Source organism: Dactylosporangium sp. CA-233914 (assembly GCF_050942935.1).
In the GTDB taxonomy this organism is placed as follows: domain Bacteria; phylum Actinomycetota; class Actinomycetes; order Mycobacteriales; family Micromonosporaceae; genus Dactylosporangium.
Genome location: NZ_CP192030.1, coordinates 2,994,816 through 3,009,856 on the forward strand (window position 1 = coordinate 2,994,816; position 15,041 = coordinate 3,009,856).

The window sequence follows — 15,041 nt, forward strand, 5'->3', positions numbered from 1 at the left end:
TGCGCTCACCCACTGCACCGCGAACAGCCGCCTGTTCGTCGGCGCGCTCATGGTGATCTATTTCACCTTCGCCTGTCTCGCGGCCCGGTCCCGCTGGAGGGGCGGTCGCCATGCTTCGTCCATCGAGTCCGCCCGCACCGAGGCGCCGGTGCGCGTCCCGTCATATCGGATAAATCACGATTTATCGGCGTTCAGGGGGTCCGCTGGTGCCACTCCGCGTACACGCGCTTCGGCACGACCATGCGCCACGAGTCCACGATCAGGTCGCGCAGCTCGTCGTCGCCGAGCTGGTCGAGGTGGGCGCACGCCCAGTGGAACCGCATGTCCGAGGGGCGCGGCAGGAAGAACCGCTCGGGCTCGGTCGCCACCAGCGCGGCCCGCTCCTCCTTGGGGAAGGCGAACCCGAGGGTGGTCTCGTCCTGCGACAGCGCGAGATACACGATCCGCCCGACCCGGAACTTGACCCGGTCGCGGATCAGATGCTCGGTCGTGCGCGGCAGGCCCAGCGCCACCTTGCGCACGAGATCGACGCTCCCCATCAGCCTATGTTGCCACCTCGCAGGCAACGGTTCAGCGCTTGACGATGGATGCCACCAGTCCGTAGTCGACGGCCTCCTGGGCCGACAGCACCCGACCGGACTGCAGGTCGTCCTCGACCCGGGACCGCGGCTGTCCCGTCGCCCCCGCGATGCGCAGGATCAGGTCCTCGAGGTCGCGCAGGTATCGCCCGGCCTCGGCCACCACCTGGTCAGCCGTCCCGCCCGGCGAGGACACCTTCGGCTCGGTCAGCCGGAACCGCGCGTGCGCGAAGGCCGTCCGCTGGGCGGTCACGCAGAAGACCCCCAGGGCCGCCCCGCTGACCTCCCCGACGGCGGTCGCGTGCACCGGCGCGCGCATCGAGTCGATCGCGTCGACGAGCGTCCACACTGCCGCGAGGTTGCCCTGGTCCGCGCTCATGTGCATGCTGATCGGCTGGTCCCCGGACGCGTCGAGCGCGAGCAGCGTGGCCGCCGTGCGCGCGGCCATCTCCGGCTCGATCGGCCCGCGCAGGAACACCATCCGCCGCCCGAACAGCTGCTCGTCCAGCCACGGTGTGTGCAGGGCCGGGGGCATCGGCGGCTCCTCGTCCGGCCGTCGTTCGTACGGTGAGCGCATGCCCCGAACATAGGCGAGAATCCGTGCCGCGGCCGTCCGCGCACCCGCGTTTCCGCTTCGGGCTGAACGCCGCCAGTTCTCCCGCCGGCCCGGCGAATACCGCCAAACCGTCTGCGTTGAAACCTTGGACTGGCACCATGCGGTGAAGGGGGCACCGGCAGGCGGTGCCGTGTCGCAACCGTCGGGAGCCGCCATGGCGGACGTTTCCACCGCAGAGTCCGGCCTGGTCGACCGGGACCTCATCGAGATCGTGAACGAGGTCTGGGACGCGTACCTCCAGCAGCCCCCGGCCACCCCCATCGAAGCGCAGACCGTCCTGGACGCCAAGTCCGTCACCGCCGCCGTGTCGATCACCGGCGCCTGGGAGGGCCACGTACGCGTCCTGGTCCCGCCGGCCGCCGCCGGCGACATCACCGCCATCATGCTGGCCATGGACGCGGACGAGGTGACCGAACGCGACGTGACCGACGCCATGGGCGAGCTCGTCAACGTGGTCGGCGGCAACCTCAAGAACCGCGGCGTTCAGCCCGCCAAGCTGGGCCTTCCGGTCGTGGCGACGGGCCGGATGCTGTTCCCGGCCACGCGCGAGACCCACCGCCTGGCCGTCCGCTGGCAGGGCGGCGACCCGATCACCTTCAGCGTCCTGCACGTGAACCCCGATCGGGCGGTCCTACCCCTGGTGACGAAGAAGGCCTGAACGCGGAGCAACTCCCGACAAGTCCGGCATCGCTTGCCGGGCTTGTCATGTTTTTTCGCCTGGCGGGGGAAAAATCCGGCATGGCAGGGTGGCGCGGGCGCGACAGGGAGAAGGGGACTGCCAGCGCGAAACCGTGACGCCGACGGTGCCGAGCAGGCCGGTGGCGAGGACTGTACGGTCCGCCGCGTCGTGCAGTTGGGCAAGCCGGGCCGCCTGTGAGGCCGGGCAGCAGCCCGGTCACGAGGGCGAGGCCTGCGGCGGGGCGATCCAGGCGGCGGCGGGCCCCGGCGGCGGCCTGGCCCGTGCCGAGCAGCATGGCGGCGGCGCGGTGGGGCTCCAGGGCGAGGCGGGCTGGCCCGGCGGCGGCCTGGCCCGTGCCGAGCAGCATGGCGGTGGCGCGGCGGGGCTCCAGGGCGAGGCGGGCTGGCCCGGCGGCGGCCTGGCCCGTGCCGAGCAGCATGGCGGCGGCGCGGCGGGGCTCCAGGGCGAGGCGAGCCGGCCCGGCAGTGTGCCGCACGCCGCACACGGCTGCGGCGAGCAGGACGGCCGCGGGAATCGTGGGGCCGCCGAGCAGGACCGCGGTGCAGGTGGTCAGGGCGAGCGGGGCGGACGCCGCCGGTCATCGTGCGCGCGATCTGTGCGTACCACCGAGGCCTGGTCTCATGCTGGGTCCGTCCGCTCGCCCCGATATCGAACGGTGTGGCCATTGGACGGAATCGGCCGTTCGCGGCTCTCTATGAACGTGACGCACGAGATTGGGGCGGCGCCGCCGGACTTCGCGGAGTTCTACCGGGCCGAGGCGATGCGAGTGCAGCACGTCGTGTGCGCGTTCGCGGGTCATGAGCTCGGGGTCGAGGCGACGGCCGAGGGGTTCGCCCGGATGCTGGAGCGCTGGGACAGGCTGCGTGAGCTGGGGCCGCCCCAGCGCCGCGCGTACGTGCTGACCACCGCGAAGAACTACGCACGGCGGCGGGCGGAGACGCAGTCGCGGTATGTCGGCCTCGACGAGCGCCCGGGCGGCGAGCCCGGCGCCGACGACGCGGCGCTGGGCCGGATCGAGCACAGCCTCGGCCTGGAGCGGGCGGTGCGGGAGCTGATCGACGGGCTTCCGCCGCGGCGGCGCCAGGTGGCGCTGCTGTATTTCCTGCACGACGACGGCTACGCGGAGATCGCCAAGCTGCTCGACATGAGCGAGTCGACCGTGCGTTCGCACGTGGCGGAGCTGCGGAAGGTCCTGCAGCCGTACGTGCGCCGATTCCAGGAGCTGATGGAGGCGAGCGAACATGGCCGAGGATGAACTGACCAGGGGGCTGGTGCGGCGCGCGTATGCCGCTGAGCCCTTCGACGCCGACGCCGGCCTGGCGGAGGTGGTCCGCCGCGCCGGACGGCCGCCGGTCGACGGCCCGGATGACTCGTCGGTGGAGGCGCGGAGCCGGCACGCGGTCAACGTGCGGCGCCGGCGGCAGGTGTCCGTGCTTGCCGTGTTCGCGGGGGTGGTGGGGCTGGTGCTCGTCATCGGGGTGGCCACGGGGCGCCTCGCCGGCGGGCCCGGCCCCGGCCTGGAGGTCGGCGCGCGGCCGTCGGGGGCTCCGTCGCTGGCCAAGCCGTGGCCGTCGGGGAGCCCGGCCCCCGGGTTCTCCCGCAGCTACACGCCGGGCCCCAGCGCGCCGCCGTCGCCGAGTGACAGCATCGACCCGGGCGGCCACGGCGTACCGATCGCCCTGCCGAGCCAGTGCGCGTACGGGCTGACGCTGAGCTTCTCGGACGGCCAGTTCCACGTCGGCGACAGCGGCTCGGGCTGCCCGACGCTGCAGCGCAAGCGGGTGTTCCTGCGGGACACCCGCAGCGGCAACGGGCTCTACGGCCCCGGCGACGCGACGCTGTGGCCGGTCCCGGGCTCGTCGGCGAACCTCGAGCTGCCGTACTCATACACGGTGCCGGCGATCCCGAGCCTCGAGCCCGGCCACTTCTACGAACTGGTCTATATCCCAGGCAACAACCTGCCCAGCGCCGGCGCGGACGCGTACAAGTATCTGGACAACTCCTTGATCATCGCGCTCCGGCAGTGACGGGTCGATGCCCGGCCGCCGTCGGCGGCCGGGCAATCACCACGGCTTCAGCAGGGACCGGCCCAGCGGTTCATGTGCGGGCTCCCGTCAGCTCCGGGCGGGTGGCCAGGATCACGCCGAGGGTGGCGTAGCCGATCAGCAGGTGGGCGCCGCCGACGTAGTCGGCGATCGGGGAGCCGGCGATCGCGAACGTCGGCACGCTCACGACCGCCCAGCTCTCGGCGACCGTGGGCCAGACGCGGGCCGCGCCCTTCCAGCGGCCGGTGAAGAGGATCTTCAGGCCGATCACGAACATGCCGAGCATCGACAGCGGCCAGAACACGTCCATCGGCACCAGGAAGGCGGAGTCGCGCAGCGCCGGGATCGCGTGCAGGATGCTCCAGGCGGTGGCGACGGCGAGCAGGACGTGCTCGACGTAGAGCATCCCGCGCGCCACCTTCGAGGTGCCGGTGGCGGCCGTGCGTAGCTGGATGCGCAGCAGCGCGAACAGGCCGAGCTGGAACGCGGTGCCGCCGATGTCGGTGATGGTCAGCCCGAGCGAGTCGGTCGGGTTGTTGCCGACCGTGAACATCGTGCCGGCCCAGACCAGGGTGCCGGCGGTGAGGGCGGCGGCCAGGCCGCGGGTCGTGCCGGTCGAGATGCGGGCGGCGACGGTGGGCGGCAGGTCGGTACGGGCGGGAATCGGTCCGGTGCGGATCGTCATCGTGGGTTCCTGTCTATGTCTGGCGCACTGCGGTGCGGTATGCCGAGAACTCTGCGGCGCGCGGCGACCCGGGCGGCAGGGGCGCGCGCCCCGCGCCCCGTCCCGCGCCGTGTCCCGGATGGATCGGGACCGCAGTCCCCGGGCCCTCGGGACGCCCGGCCTGGCACCATGACCGGGTGGCGAAACCCCGCGTGTCCACCCTGGTCGGCGCCCTGTTCGTGGCTCTCGCGCTCGCCGCGACGGTCGCGTCGTTCGCGCTGGAGTTCAGCATCGGGGCGCAGCGGCGCGCGGGCGACGGACTGGAGGCCGGCTGGGTCTCGGGCCTGGCCGGGCTCGCGCTCGCGGTGCCGGGCGGCCTGCTGGTCCACCGGGTGCCGCGCAACGCGGTCGCGTGGATCCTGTGCGCGAGCGGGCTGCACTGGGCGCTGGACGGGGTCGCGGTGGCGTGGGTGGCGTACTCGACCGCGCACTCGCCGATGCTGCCCGGCGCGGCCCTGACGTACTGGGTCTACCAGCGCGTCGGCGCCGGCCTGCTCTTCTCGCTGCCGCTGCTGCTGGTCTTCTACCCCAACGGGCGCCTCCCGGCCGGCCGGTGGCGGTGGGCGGCGCTGGGCAGCCTCGGCGCGACCGCGGTACTGCCGCTGACCCTGATCTTCGTCCCGGCCCGGATCGCCGACACGATGGACGACGGCCCCGTCCCCGCCGCCGCACGGGATCTGTCCATCGACTTCCTCTCCCTGCCGCTGCCCGACACCGCCTGGCAGGCCCTGCTGCGCGTCGGCTACGCGGCGCTGCCGGTGAGCCTGCTGATCCCGTTCGCCGTGGTGTTCCGCCGGTACCGCGCCGCCGCCGGCCTGGAGCGCACCCGCATGCGCTGGCTGCTGTGGGCGGGCGTGGTCGACGTGCTCGTCATGCTCTCCTCGCTCGTGCTGCCCCAGCCCTGGCTCGGCGGCGGCCTGCTCGTGGCGATCTCGATCACCGGCGGCGCGATCGCGGCCGGGGTCCTGCGCCCGCAACTGCTCGACATCGACCGCCTCCTCGGCGGCACGGTCCTCTACGGCACCCTGGCGACCATCGTGGTCCTCGTCGACGCGGGGATCCTCGCCCTGGTGACGACCCTGCTCGGCGACCGCGGGGCCGCCCTGGTGGGCCTGCTCGTGGTGCTGCTGGTGTACGGCCCGCTGCGCAACCGCCTGTGGGTGCTCGTGCAGCGGGTGGTGCTCGGGCAGCGGCACGACCCGTACCGCATCATCTCGGGCCTGGCCGAGCAGCTGGAGCGCTCCGAAAGTCCCGAGCACCAGCTCCTGGCGGTGGTGCGCAGTGTCGCGGAGGCGTTCCGCTCGCCGTACGTGGCCGTCGAGGTACACCGCACCGGCGGGAACCTCCTGCTGGCCGAGCACGGGGTGGCGCCCACCGAGACCCAGACGCTGCCCATCACATACCGCGACGAGACCGTCGGCCGCCTGATCCTCGCCGCCGGCGGCTTCCGCGCCGCGCTGTCCCCCCGCGACGAACGCCTCCTGGCCGACGTGGTCCGTCAGGCGGCCGCGGCGGCGCGGTCCAGCTATCTGGCGGCGGAGCTGCAGGTGAGCCGGGAACGCCTGGTGGGCGCCCGGGAGGAGGAGCGCCGGCGGGTGCGCCGCGACCTGCACGACGGCCTGGGGCCGGCCCTGGGCGGCGTGGCGCTGCGCATCGACACGGCCCGAAACCTGCTGGCCCGCGCCGCCGGCCTCACGCGCGCCCCGAACGTCGCCGCCGCGGCCGATCCGGCCGACGCCACGGACGTGCCTCGCAAGGCGGATCCGTTGCGTGCTCCGGAACAGGCGGACGGCGAGCGGCGCCGGGCCGGCGAGGCGCTGCGCAAGGCGGACGAGGTGCTGCGCCAGGCCCGCGAGGACGTCTCCACGGCGCTGGCCGACGTGCGGCGCCTGGTGCACGACCTGCGCCCGCCGGCCCTGGACGACGTCGGCCTGGCCGGCGCGGTGACCCAGCTGGCCGAGCGGCTCCGCGCCCCCGGCCTGACCACGCGCGTGCTGGCCGACCTGCCGGAGGACCTGCCGGCCGCGGTCGAGGTCGCGGCGTACCGGATCGCCTCCGAGGCCCTGACCAACGTCACGAAGCACGCGAATGCTGTCACTTGCACGGTTCGCCTGTTTTCCGGCGGTACCGACCTCATTGTGGAGGTGATCGACGACGGCGCGGGGATCGCCCCCGGCACCCCGAGCGGCGTCGGCCTGGTCTCGCTGCGCGAACGGGCGGCGGAGCTGGGCGGCCGCTGCGAGATCGAATGCCCGCGGTCCGGCGGCACCGTCGTCCGCGCGGCCCTGCCCTTGGCCGCGACGGCGGCGGCGCTAAGCTCGTGACCCGCCGCGCCGCGTTTTCTCACCCCACGGGCCGCGGGCCGCGACTGGCGGGGGAGCCCTGGGCCCTACCTGGAGGATGCCGGCCATGACCGACGAGCGTGCGATCCGGGTGCTCGTCGCCGACGACCACCCGATCTTCCGTGACGGCCTGGCCGTCCTGCTCGGCTCGGTCGACGGCATCGAGGTGGTCGCGACGGCGGCGACGGGCCTGGAGGCGGTCGAGCAGGCCGTCGCCCTGCGCCCGGACGTGGTCGTGATGGACGTCCAGATGCCGGGCCTCAACGGCATCGAGGCGACCCGCCGGCTGACGGCCGAGGTCCCCGAGTCGGGCGTCGTGGTGCTCACGATGTCCGAGGACGACGGCACGGTCTTCGCGGCCGTGCGCGCCGGCGCCCGCGGATATCTCGTCAAGGGCGCCGAGCAGGAGGAGATCGTCCGCGCCATCAACACGGTGGCCTCCGGCGGCGCGGTCTTCGGCGCCACCCTGGCCCGGCGCATCGCGGAGTTCTTCGCGGCCGGGCCGCCCTCGGCGACGACCGCGTTCCCGGAGCTCACCGCCCGCGAGCGGGAGATCCTGGAGCTGCTCGCGGCCGGGCGCTCCAACGCCCAGATCGCGCAGGCGCTGTTCCTGTCGCAGAAGACCGTGCGCAACAACGTGTCCAACGTCTTCGCCAAGCTGCAGGTGGCCGACCGCGCAGAGGCCATCGTCCGGGCCCGCGAGGCCGGCCTCGGCCGGTAGTTCGATTCTGGCTCGACTGGTCAGAGCGCGGTTCAGCCTTGGAGATCCCCTGCGGGCGCACGGGCGCTCCGCTGAATCCGACCGCCACTGATCGAAGCGATTCACCGGACTCGCTGGGCGATCCTCAGCTCCGTCAGGTAGCGCTTGACGACTTGACCCCCGTAGTCCACGTCGATCAGCCGCGCGATGGAGCTCAGCAGTGCACTGCGCTGCGCGTCCGGCAAGGCACGGTGTCCGGAGTAGGTCAACAGGAGATCCAGGTAGTCCGCTGTCGAGTACGGCAGCTCCCACTCGTATCGGTGGAACCTCGCAGGCCCGAATCGCCCCGACGAGGTGAGCTCCCGATCGTCTTCGACGATGTCTCGAGCAGTCTCAAGACGCAGGCCCGGTGGGGTCGACGGATCGAAGCGCTCGTAGCACTTCTGGATCTCGGCGAAGAATGCCTCGGTCCAGGTGCCGCCGGCGATGTGGTGGGTTCCCACGGTGGCCAGCAGGCCACCGAGACGCAAAGCGTCAGCGGACTTCGACACCCGCACCGCGGGGTCGATCCAGTGAAACGCGGTAGCGGAGAACACCACGTCGAACGGTTCACCGGGCAAGGGCCACTCCTCGAACGCCGCCGTAACGACCTCCACCGCGTCGAACGCGGCAAGATTTCGCCGAGCCACAGCCGCCATGTCCGTGCCCAACTCGACAGCCACGATGCGATAGCCCCGCTCGGCCAGCGGCACGGTCGCCTGCCCAGTGCCACAGCCGATCTCCAGCACTCTCGCGCCGGGCGCTACTCCGGCCGCAGCGAGATCATCGAATATCTGCGCCGGGTATCGGGGCCGGGCCCGGTCATATCGTGCGGCGTCCTCGTTGAAGGTCTCTCGCAGCCTCACGTAGTCATCGGTATCGCTCACCAACGCAGAGTACGAGCGCGGCTCCTACGGCAGGCACCCAATTCTCGATGCCAGGCGCAGCAGGATGTGCGGAGCTTTTCCGCATCGTCACTGGAACGCGGTCGACATTTCGTCCAGGGACTCGCGCATCACGTCCGGCAGTGAGGTGCCCGCCGGGCGGTCCAGCCATTCCTGGACCGCCACCCGCATCGCCACCAGGAAGGCGGCCGCCATCACGCGGGCGCGCATCGGGCGGGGGCCGCGCGCGGCCAGTTCCGCGGTGAGTTCGTCCTCCATCGACGCGTACGCCGAGACCTGCCGCGCCACCAGTGACGGGTGCCGGCGCACGAGGCGGACCTGGGCCACCCAGTGCGGGTCGCGGGCGCCGAGCCGCTGCTGCAGACCCACCGCCGCCGCCGTCAGGGCCGCCCACGGCGGCTCGGAGCGGGGGCGCTCGCGGACCGCGTCGACGAGCTGGCGGACGCGCTGCTGGTCGCCGTGCAGCAGCGCCTCCTCCTTGCTCGCGAAGTAGTTCGAGAACGTCCGGCGGGACACCTCCGCCGCGTCCGCGATGGCCTCGACCGTCACCTTGTCCAGGCCGTGCTCGATCGACAGGGCCACCGCGGCCTCGTGTAGGGCCTGTCGCGTAGCCATCTTCTTGCGCTCTCGCAGGCCCAGCGTCACGCAGCCGATGTTACCTACTTCTCACTGAGCAAACTTGCGCACCGGGCAAGTTTTTTGGATGCTTGTACCAGGCAAGTATTCGGGAGGTCTCCGGTGGAGCACGTCGACGCGCTGCGTGACGGGGTGCGCGAGCTCATGAAGGTCGTGCGCCTGCTCAAGCAGCAGCACCCGCACGATCACGGGCCGCTCGCACCCGGTGTCGCGGGCATGCTCGCAGCCATCGAGCGGCTTGAGGGCGGCTGTCACCTCAAGGAACTCGCCACCGCCTGCGCGCTCGACCAGTCGACCACCAGCCGGGCGGTCAGCGCGTTCGTCCAGGACGGGCTCGTGCGCCGGGTCGCGGATCCCCGCGACGGCCGGGCCAGCTTCCTGGAGCTGACCGATCAGGGGCGCGACGCGCTGCGCCGCTCCGACGAGTGGTACGCCGGCATGCTCGCCGCCGCCCTGCGCGACTGGACCCGAGCCGATGTCGAACAGCTCAGCGGACTCCTGCGCCGTTTCGCGGTGTCCCTGAGCGAGAACAACCCCACCAGCAAGACCCTGGAGGCAACACGATGAGTCAGACGCACACCGAGGAGCCGATGACCCATCGGCAAGTGCTGGAGGCGCTGAGCGGCCTGCTGCTCGCGCTCTTCGTCGCCATGGTGAGCTCCACGATCGTCTCCACCGCGCTGCCGAAGATCATCGGCGCGCTCAACGGCACACAGACCCAGTACACCTGGGTCGTGACGGCCACCCTGCTCGCGGCGACCGCGACCACCCCGATCTGGGGCAAGCTCGCCGACCTGTACAGCAAGAAGGCCCTCGTCCAGGTCTCGATCGTGATCTTCGTGGTCGGCTCGATCATCAGCGGCCTGGCGCAGAACACCGGCGAGCTCATCGCCGCCCGCGCCTTCCAGGGCATCGGCGTCGGCGGCCTGCAGGCGCTGGTCCAGGTGGTCATCGCCGCGATGATCCCGCCCCGCGAGCGCGGCCGCTACAACGGCTACCTCGGCGGCGTCATGGCGGTGGCGACCGTCGGCGGCCCGCTGCTCGGCGGCGTCATCGTCGACACCTCGTGGCTGGGCTGGCGCTGGTGCTTCTTCGTCGGCGTGCCGGTGGCGATCCTCGCGCTCGTCGTGCTGCAGAAGACCCTGCACCTGGTCACCCTCAAGCGTGACAATCTCAAGATCGACTACCTGGGCGCCACGCTCATCGCCGCCGGCGTCAGCGTGCTGCTGATCTGGGTCTCCTTCGTCGACGGCTCCTTCGCGTGGCTGTCCTGGCAGACCGCGGTCATGTTCGGCGCCGGCCTGGTGATGCTCGCGCTCGCGGTGTGGGTCGAGGCGCGTGCCGCCGAGCCGGTCGTGCCGCTGGGGATCATCTCGCAGCGCACCACGGCGCTGTCGATCCTCGCGAGCCTCGCGGTCGGCATGGCGATGTTCGGCGGGGCCGTGTTTCTCGGGCAGTACTTCCAGATCGGCCGTGGCTACTCGCCCACCGAGGCCGGCCTGCTCACGATCCCGCTCATGGCCGGCGTGCTGGTCTCCTCGATCGTGGTCGGCCGCCTCATCACCCGCACCGGGAAGATCAAGCCCTACATCGTGGCCGGCACGCTGGTGCTCGTCGCGGGCTTCGCGGTCCTGTCGACCATCGACCACGAGACCTCGCTGGTCTACGTGAGCGGCGGCATGCTGCTGGTCGGCATCGGGGTCGGCATGTCGATGCAGAACCTCGTGCTGGCGGTGCAGAACACGGTGCCGCTCAAGGACATCGGCGCCGCGAGCTCCACGGTCGCGTTCTTCCGCTCCCTCGGTGGCACGATCGGCGTGTCGGTCCTCGGCGCGGTCCTGGCCCGGCAGGTCACCGACAACATCACGCACTCGCTGGCCGCGGCGGGCGTGCAGGCCCCGGCCGGGGGCGGCGAGACCAGCAACCTGAACCTCGGCGCCCTGCCGCCCGCGTTCCAGCACATCGTGCGGGCCGCGTACGGCGACGCCACCGGGCACATCTTCCTGATCGCCGCGGCGATCGCGGTGGTGGGTGTGATCGCGGCGATCCTCATGAAGCCGACGATGCTGCGCAGCACGCTGGACCTCTCGCCGGCGAAGCCGGCGTCCCCGGCGGACGACACCCCGGTGGGCGCGAATCGCTAGCGCCGCTAGATCATGAAAAATCGGATAAGTCCGGATATTAAGTGCTCGGACTTATCCACACAAAGGGACTGAGTTATCCGCTGTGCGGGGCTGGGCGACCGGAAAGCGGAACAGGACCGGACGGCGGCCGCGGGCGAGGGACCGGACGGCTGACCGGAAACCGGAGACACGGGCGGGGCTGCTCACCCCCTGGAGCAGCCCCGCCCGCCGTGGTTGGCGCGCAGAATGACCGCATGCCGCTCATCGCGCACCTCAGCGATCCGCACATCACCACCGGTGCCCTGGCCGCCGAGCCGGCCGCCGGGCTCTACAAGGCCCTGACCCGCGTGCTCGCCCTGGAGCCCGCCCCGGACTGCGTGATCATCACCGGAGACCTGGTCGACCACGGCCGAGCCGACGAATACGACGTGCTGCGGGAGCTGCTGCAGCCGTACCCGATCCCGGTCCACCTCGTCGCCGGCAACCACGACGGCCGCGACGCCCTCCGGCAGGCGTTCGGGCTGCCCGAGACGTGGTACGCGGCCGAGTACCCGGACTTCACGGTCATCGTCCTCGAATCGTTGCAGCCGGAGCTGGGCGACGCCGGACTCCTCGGCGCCGAGCAGCTGGAGTGGCTCGACGCGACACTACGGAAACGGACCGGTTTCCCGGCGTTCGTCTGCCTGCACCACCCGCCCGTCCGGGTCGGCATCCCGGGCATGGACGCGATCCGCCTGGTCGACGGCCCCGAGCTGGCCGAGGTCGTGCGCCGCCACCCGCACGTGGTGCGCGTGCTCGCCGGGCACCTGCACCGGGTCGTCACGGCCGGCTTCGCGGGCACGATCCTCAGCGTCGCGCCCAGCACGTACCGTCAGGTCGACCTCGGGCTCCGCGAAGGGAGACCGGTCAGTTTCGTCGCGGAACCGAGCGGTTTCCTGCTGCACCGCCTCGAGGGCGGCGAGTGCGTGACACACCTGGTGCAGGTGAGCCACACCGGGGCGCCGGTGACCGCGTATTGAGCCCGAGCGGCCCATGACGCGTGGCACGTTTCCGGGATTTGGGGCGTGGCGGCGGCCCGTACCTTGAATGCAGCAAGCGAGCGCACCACCCCCATACATGAGCGGCACCCGAGAGGACCACCCCCATGAGCGAGTACGGCGAGATCGAGGCGGGCCAGGAGCACGGCACCCTGGAGGCCGCGCACGGAGGCTACGGCGCCGAGGCCGACCACCAGTCGCAGTTCGGCATCCTCGAGCAGGACCACCACAGCTTCGAGCACGAAGAGTTCGAGCAACTCAAGCACATCGAGTACACCGACGCCGCCGGCAACCACTACGAGATCACCGAGTACACGCACTACGAGCACACCGAGATCGAGGACGACCACACGCTCATGGCGTACGGCTCGGAGAGCGACGGCCAGGCCGGCTTCGGCGCGGCCGAGGGCACCGAGGGCGAGTTCGGCGAGTCCGGGTTCGGCGCCGCTTCGGTGGGCTCGGGCCTGGACAGCCTCACGTCCCGGTTCGAGAACTTCCTCACCTCCGGGGGGTTCCTGAACGACAACGAGATCAACGACGCCAGCGCGTGACCGGCCTCTCATGGGGCGGTGAGATCGCGCTCACGGCGCCGGTCGGCGGGACCCCCGCTGACCGGCGTCGCGTCGTGTCCGGCCCCGTTGTCAAGCCGTTTCCCCGGCGGAATTCGTTGTCGCGGGGCCCGCAACCGGCGCAGACTGCATCGCCATGAGCCTCGACGACGACTGGCACTACCTGCCGACCAGGACCCGGGCCGGCGCGCTGCAGCGCGGACTCGGCCGGGGCGCGGTGCGGGCCAGACAGGACCCGGCCGCGCCGGAGCTGGTGTACGCCTGCATCCGCCGCGACCATCGCTGGCTGCCACTGGACGACCGCGGCGTCTACCTGGCGAGGCTGGTCCGCGACCTGGAACTGCCGACCGGCCCGATCGTGGCCCGGCTCTTCACCGCCTCCGACGAGACCGGCGAGTTCACGCACGCGCTGCGGGTCGCCGAGGCGCTGGCCCGGGCGGGCTCCGACGGGATGATCGAGAGCCTGCGCCGATACGTCGAGATCGGCCCCTACTGGCGCGAGGCGCTCGCCACGATCGCCGCGACTTGGCCCGCGAACTGGTGGGACGACCTGCTACCGGTCGCCGCCGACCGCCTGGAGTGCGCCCCCGCGCCCCTGCCGCCCGGCGCGCCGTGGCACGAGTGGTCCGCCCGCGACGAGCGCATCCGGGCCGCGGTCACCGGCGGCTTTTACGTGGACGAACTGCTGGACGAGGCCGAGTGCCTGGCCGGACCCGCGTCCGAGTCGCTGCCGGCGGCCCGGCGCGCCGCGGCTGATCCCACGTCGGGCGAGTACTGGCGCGGCCTGTGCGTCCTGGCCGAGCACGGTGCGGAGTCCGACGGCCCCGCCCTGCTGGCCGGGCTCGAATGGCTCGACCGGCGGCCGGACGACATGTGCGGCTACGACCGGCTCGTCGACGGGCTGGCGCGGGTCGGCGGCGACGCGGCCCGGCGGGCGCTGCCGCGCATCCGATCGCTGTGGTTCAGCCCCCACTCGTACGAGCGCGCCACCTACCTGCGGGCCCGCCTGACGCTGGAGCCGGACGCGTGCGCCGGGGCGCTCACCGAGGGCCTGTGGGACTGCGAGGCCGACGTCCGCCTGCTCGCCGTGCGGCACGTGTCGCTGGACGCGAAGCTGGAGCGGCGGATGGAGTACCTGCGCGATGACCCGATCGAGACCCCCGAGGTCCGCGCCGCCGCGGCTGAGCGCCTGGCCCTGGAAGCCATGATCTGAGGCCATGCCCTAACGCATCGTGACGACCGCGTCGAGCACCGTGCGCAGGTCGTCGCCGGGCTCGGTGCCGTTGACGACGAGCATCGCCAGGGCGGCCTCGTCGAGGGTCCACACGCAGACCGTGTATCGCGCCTCGCCGTAGCGCACGACCGTGCACGAGGCCTTCCCGTGGTGCCGGCCCGGGTCGGCGCCGGCCGCCACCGCGCCTCTGCCGCCGTCGATCACGAACCCGAGCATGGTCTCGCGCAGCACGCCGAGCACCGCCGCGTCGTCGGCGTCCTTGACCGGCAGTCCGGTGCCGCCCCACAGCAGGAGCATGCGGCCGTCGTCGTCGGTGTACGCCGCGGTGAACGGCTCCGCGCCCAGTTCGTCCTGCGCGGCCCGCACGCCGCGGTCCAGGGTCTCGGTGAGCTGCGGGTCGGCCGCCCACGGGCCGATCCGCTCGGGCGCGGCCAGCGCGACGGTCCGCCCGAACACGAGATCGCTGGTGAGCAGCAGGAACAGCACGAACACCGCGCACAGCCCGATCCGGGCGGCCCACAGCGCCGCCTGCCGCGGGTCGCTCGGCACGACCGGCTCGCTGTCGAGCGAGTCGAGGTCGAGTTCGTCGAGGCTCACGCCCGCAACATACGTCACGCGCCGGGGCTGTGGTGCTCTGTCGCCTGCGTGACAGATCGGCGCAAGTGCTTGCCAAGTGGGCGCCAAGTCCGCCGGTGCAACCTGTCTTCAGCGCCACTGAAGGGGCCGGTACAACGGCCCTCGCACCACCTAACTCGAGAACCCGCTCTCGATAACCATATATATGAGGCCAGGC

At 72.1% G+C, this 15,041-nt stretch carries 16 protein-coding genes; 10 read left to right on the plus strand and 6 right to left on the minus strand.

The window, feature by feature from the left end; genetic code table 11:
- Positions 1 to 191: 191 nt before the first annotated feature.
- Both ACQPY0_RS13890 and ACQPY0_RS13895 read right to left on the minus strand, forming a co-directional pair.
- Positions 192 to 539, minus strand: coding sequence for an MmcQ/YjbR family DNA-binding protein (locus tag ACQPY0_RS13890; protein ID WP_432988647.1), 348 nt, complete (start codon positions 537 to 539; stop codon positions 192 to 194).
- Positions 540 to 570: 31 nt separating this feature from the next.
- A complete protein-coding gene (locus tag ACQPY0_RS13895) occupies positions 571 to 1,155 on the minus strand; it encodes an ATP-dependent Clp protease proteolytic subunit (RefSeq protein ID WP_432988649.1) in 585 nt (194 codons plus the stop codon).
- A gap of 193 nt (positions 1,156 to 1,348) precedes the next feature.
- Here ACQPY0_RS13895 and ACQPY0_RS13900 point away from each other — a divergent pair, with 193 nt between their 5' ends.
- The 3 genes from ACQPY0_RS13900 (at position 1,349) to ACQPY0_RS13910 (ending at position 3,921) form a co-directional block, all read left to right on the plus strand.
- Positions 1,349 to 1,852 (plus strand): chemotaxis protein CheX, encoded by a 504-nt coding sequence (locus ACQPY0_RS13900; protein WP_432988651.1) that lies wholly within the window; start codon positions 1,349 to 1,351, stop codon positions 1,850 to 1,852.
- A 742-nt stretch (positions 1,853 to 2,594) separates the two neighbouring features.
- Positions 2,595 to 3,149 (plus strand): RNA polymerase sigma factor, encoded by a 555-nt coding sequence (locus tag ACQPY0_RS13905; protein WP_432988653.1) that lies wholly within the window; start codon positions 2,595 to 2,597, stop codon positions 3,147 to 3,149.
- On the plus strand, positions 3,136 to 3,921 hold the full coding sequence (locus ACQPY0_RS13910) for a hypothetical protein (protein WP_432988654.1): 786 nt from the start codon (positions 3,136 to 3,138) through the stop codon (positions 3,919 to 3,921). Before ACQPY0_RS13905 ends, ACQPY0_RS13910 begins: the two co-directional genes overlap by 14 nt.
- Positions 3,922 to 3,991: 70 nt before the next feature.
- On the opposite strand, the gene ACQPY0_RS13915 is transcribed toward ACQPY0_RS13910, so the two are convergent.
- On the minus strand, positions 3,992 to 4,624 hold the full coding sequence (locus tag ACQPY0_RS13915) for a hypothetical protein (protein WP_432988656.1): 633 nt from the start codon (positions 4,622 to 4,624) through the stop codon (positions 3,992 to 3,994).
- Between the two features lie 176 nt (positions 4,625 to 4,800).
- On the opposite strand from ACQPY0_RS13915, the gene ACQPY0_RS13920 reads away from it, so the two are divergent.
- Together ACQPY0_RS13920 and ACQPY0_RS13925 are read left to right on the plus strand one after the other, a co-directional pair.
- A complete protein-coding gene (locus ACQPY0_RS13920) occupies positions 4,801 to 6,987 on the plus strand; it encodes a sensor histidine kinase (RefSeq protein ID WP_432988658.1) in 2,187 nt (728 codons plus the stop codon).
- Positions 6,988 to 7,072: 85 nt separating this feature from the next.
- Positions 7,073 to 7,726, plus strand: coding sequence for a response regulator (locus ACQPY0_RS13925; RefSeq protein ID WP_432988660.1), 654 nt, complete (start codon positions 7,073 to 7,075; stop codon positions 7,724 to 7,726).
- 101 nt (positions 7,727 to 7,827) lie between these two features.
- Here the strand turns inward: ACQPY0_RS13925 and ACQPY0_RS13930 are convergent, their stop codons facing one another.
- Complete coding sequence (locus tag ACQPY0_RS13930) at positions 7,828 to 8,631, minus strand: class I SAM-dependent methyltransferase (protein WP_432988662.1); 804 nt, start codon at positions 8,629 to 8,631, stop codon at positions 7,828 to 7,830.
- A gap of 87 nt (positions 8,632 to 8,718) precedes the next feature.
- Complete coding sequence (locus ACQPY0_RS13935; RefSeq protein WP_432988664.1) at positions 8,719 to 9,294, minus strand: TetR/AcrR family transcriptional regulator; 576 nt, start codon at positions 9,292 to 9,294, stop codon at positions 8,719 to 8,721.
- Between the two features lie 93 nt (positions 9,295 to 9,387).
- On the opposite strand from ACQPY0_RS13935, the gene ACQPY0_RS13940 reads away from it, so the two are divergent.
- The 5 genes from ACQPY0_RS13940 to ACQPY0_RS13960 all read left to right on the plus strand — a co-directional run bounded on the left by ACQPY0_RS13940 (position 9,388) and on the right by ACQPY0_RS13960 (position 14,227).
- Positions 9,388 to 9,852, plus strand: a complete 465-nt coding sequence (locus ACQPY0_RS13940; protein WP_432988666.1) for a MarR family winged helix-turn-helix transcriptional regulator — start codon at positions 9,388 to 9,390, stop codon at positions 9,850 to 9,852.
- On the plus strand, positions 9,849 to 11,429 hold the full coding sequence (locus ACQPY0_RS13945) for an MDR family MFS transporter (RefSeq protein WP_432988668.1): 1,581 nt from the start codon (positions 9,849 to 9,851) through the stop codon (positions 11,427 to 11,429). Before ACQPY0_RS13940 ends, ACQPY0_RS13945 begins: the two co-directional genes overlap by 4 nt.
- Before the next feature lie 233 nt (positions 11,430 to 11,662).
- The gene (locus ACQPY0_RS13950) at positions 11,663 to 12,427 is read left to right on the plus strand and encodes a phosphodiesterase (RefSeq protein WP_432988670.1); all 765 of its coding nucleotides are present in this window, start codon (positions 11,663 to 11,665) and stop codon (positions 12,425 to 12,427) included.
- Between the two features lie 125 nt (positions 12,428 to 12,552).
- Positions 12,553 to 12,996, plus strand: a complete 444-nt coding sequence (locus ACQPY0_RS13955) for a hypothetical protein (protein ID WP_432988672.1) — start codon at positions 12,553 to 12,555, stop codon at positions 12,994 to 12,996.
- A gap of 154 nt (positions 12,997 to 13,150) precedes the next feature.
- Complete coding sequence (locus ACQPY0_RS13960; RefSeq protein ID WP_432988674.1) at positions 13,151 to 14,227, plus strand: hypothetical protein; 1,077 nt, start codon at positions 13,151 to 13,153, stop codon at positions 14,225 to 14,227.
- A gap of 9 nt (positions 14,228 to 14,236) precedes the next feature.
- Here ACQPY0_RS13960 and ACQPY0_RS13965 read toward each other — a convergent pair whose 3' ends face one another.
- On the minus strand, positions 14,237 to 14,845 hold the full coding sequence (locus ACQPY0_RS13965) for a hypothetical protein (RefSeq protein WP_432988675.1): 609 nt from the start codon (positions 14,843 to 14,845) through the stop codon (positions 14,237 to 14,239).
- Positions 14,846 to 15,041: the final 196 nt, after the last annotated feature.

Coding starts and splice junctions, on each gene's coding strand:
- ACQPY0_RS13915 (WP_432988656.1), bottom strand. CDS start 4,624: ATGACGATCCGCACCGGACCGATTCCCGCCCGTACCGACCTGCCGCCC.
- ACQPY0_RS13900 (WP_432988651.1), top strand. CDS start 1,349: ATGGCGGACGTTTCCACCGCAGAGTCCGGCCTGGTCGACCGGGACCTC.
- ACQPY0_RS13890 (WP_432988647.1), bottom strand. CDS start 539: ATGGGGAGCGTCGATCTCGTGCGCAAGGTGGCGCTGGGCCTGCCGCGC.
- ACQPY0_RS13910 (WP_432988654.1), top strand. CDS start 3,136: ATGGCCGAGGATGAACTGACCAGGGGGCTGGTGCGGCGCGCGTATGCC.
- ACQPY0_RS13960 (WP_432988674.1), top strand. CDS start 13,151: ATGAGCCTCGACGACGACTGGCACTACCTGCCGACCAGGACCCGGGCC.
- ACQPY0_RS13950 (WP_432988670.1), top strand. CDS start 11,663: ATGCCGCTCATCGCGCACCTCAGCGATCCGCACATCACCACCGGTGCC.
- ACQPY0_RS13945 (WP_432988668.1), top strand. CDS start 9,849: ATGAGTCAGACGCACACCGAGGAGCCGATGACCCATCGGCAAGTGCTG.
- ACQPY0_RS13895 (WP_432988649.1), bottom strand. CDS start 1,155: ATGCGCTCACCGTACGAACGACGGCCGGACGAGGAGCCGCCGATGCCC.
- ACQPY0_RS13955 (WP_432988672.1), top strand. CDS start 12,553: ATGAGCGAGTACGGCGAGATCGAGGCGGGCCAGGAGCACGGCACCCTG.
- ACQPY0_RS13925 (WP_432988660.1), top strand. CDS start 7,073: ATGACCGACGAGCGTGCGATCCGGGTGCTCGTCGCCGACGACCACCCG.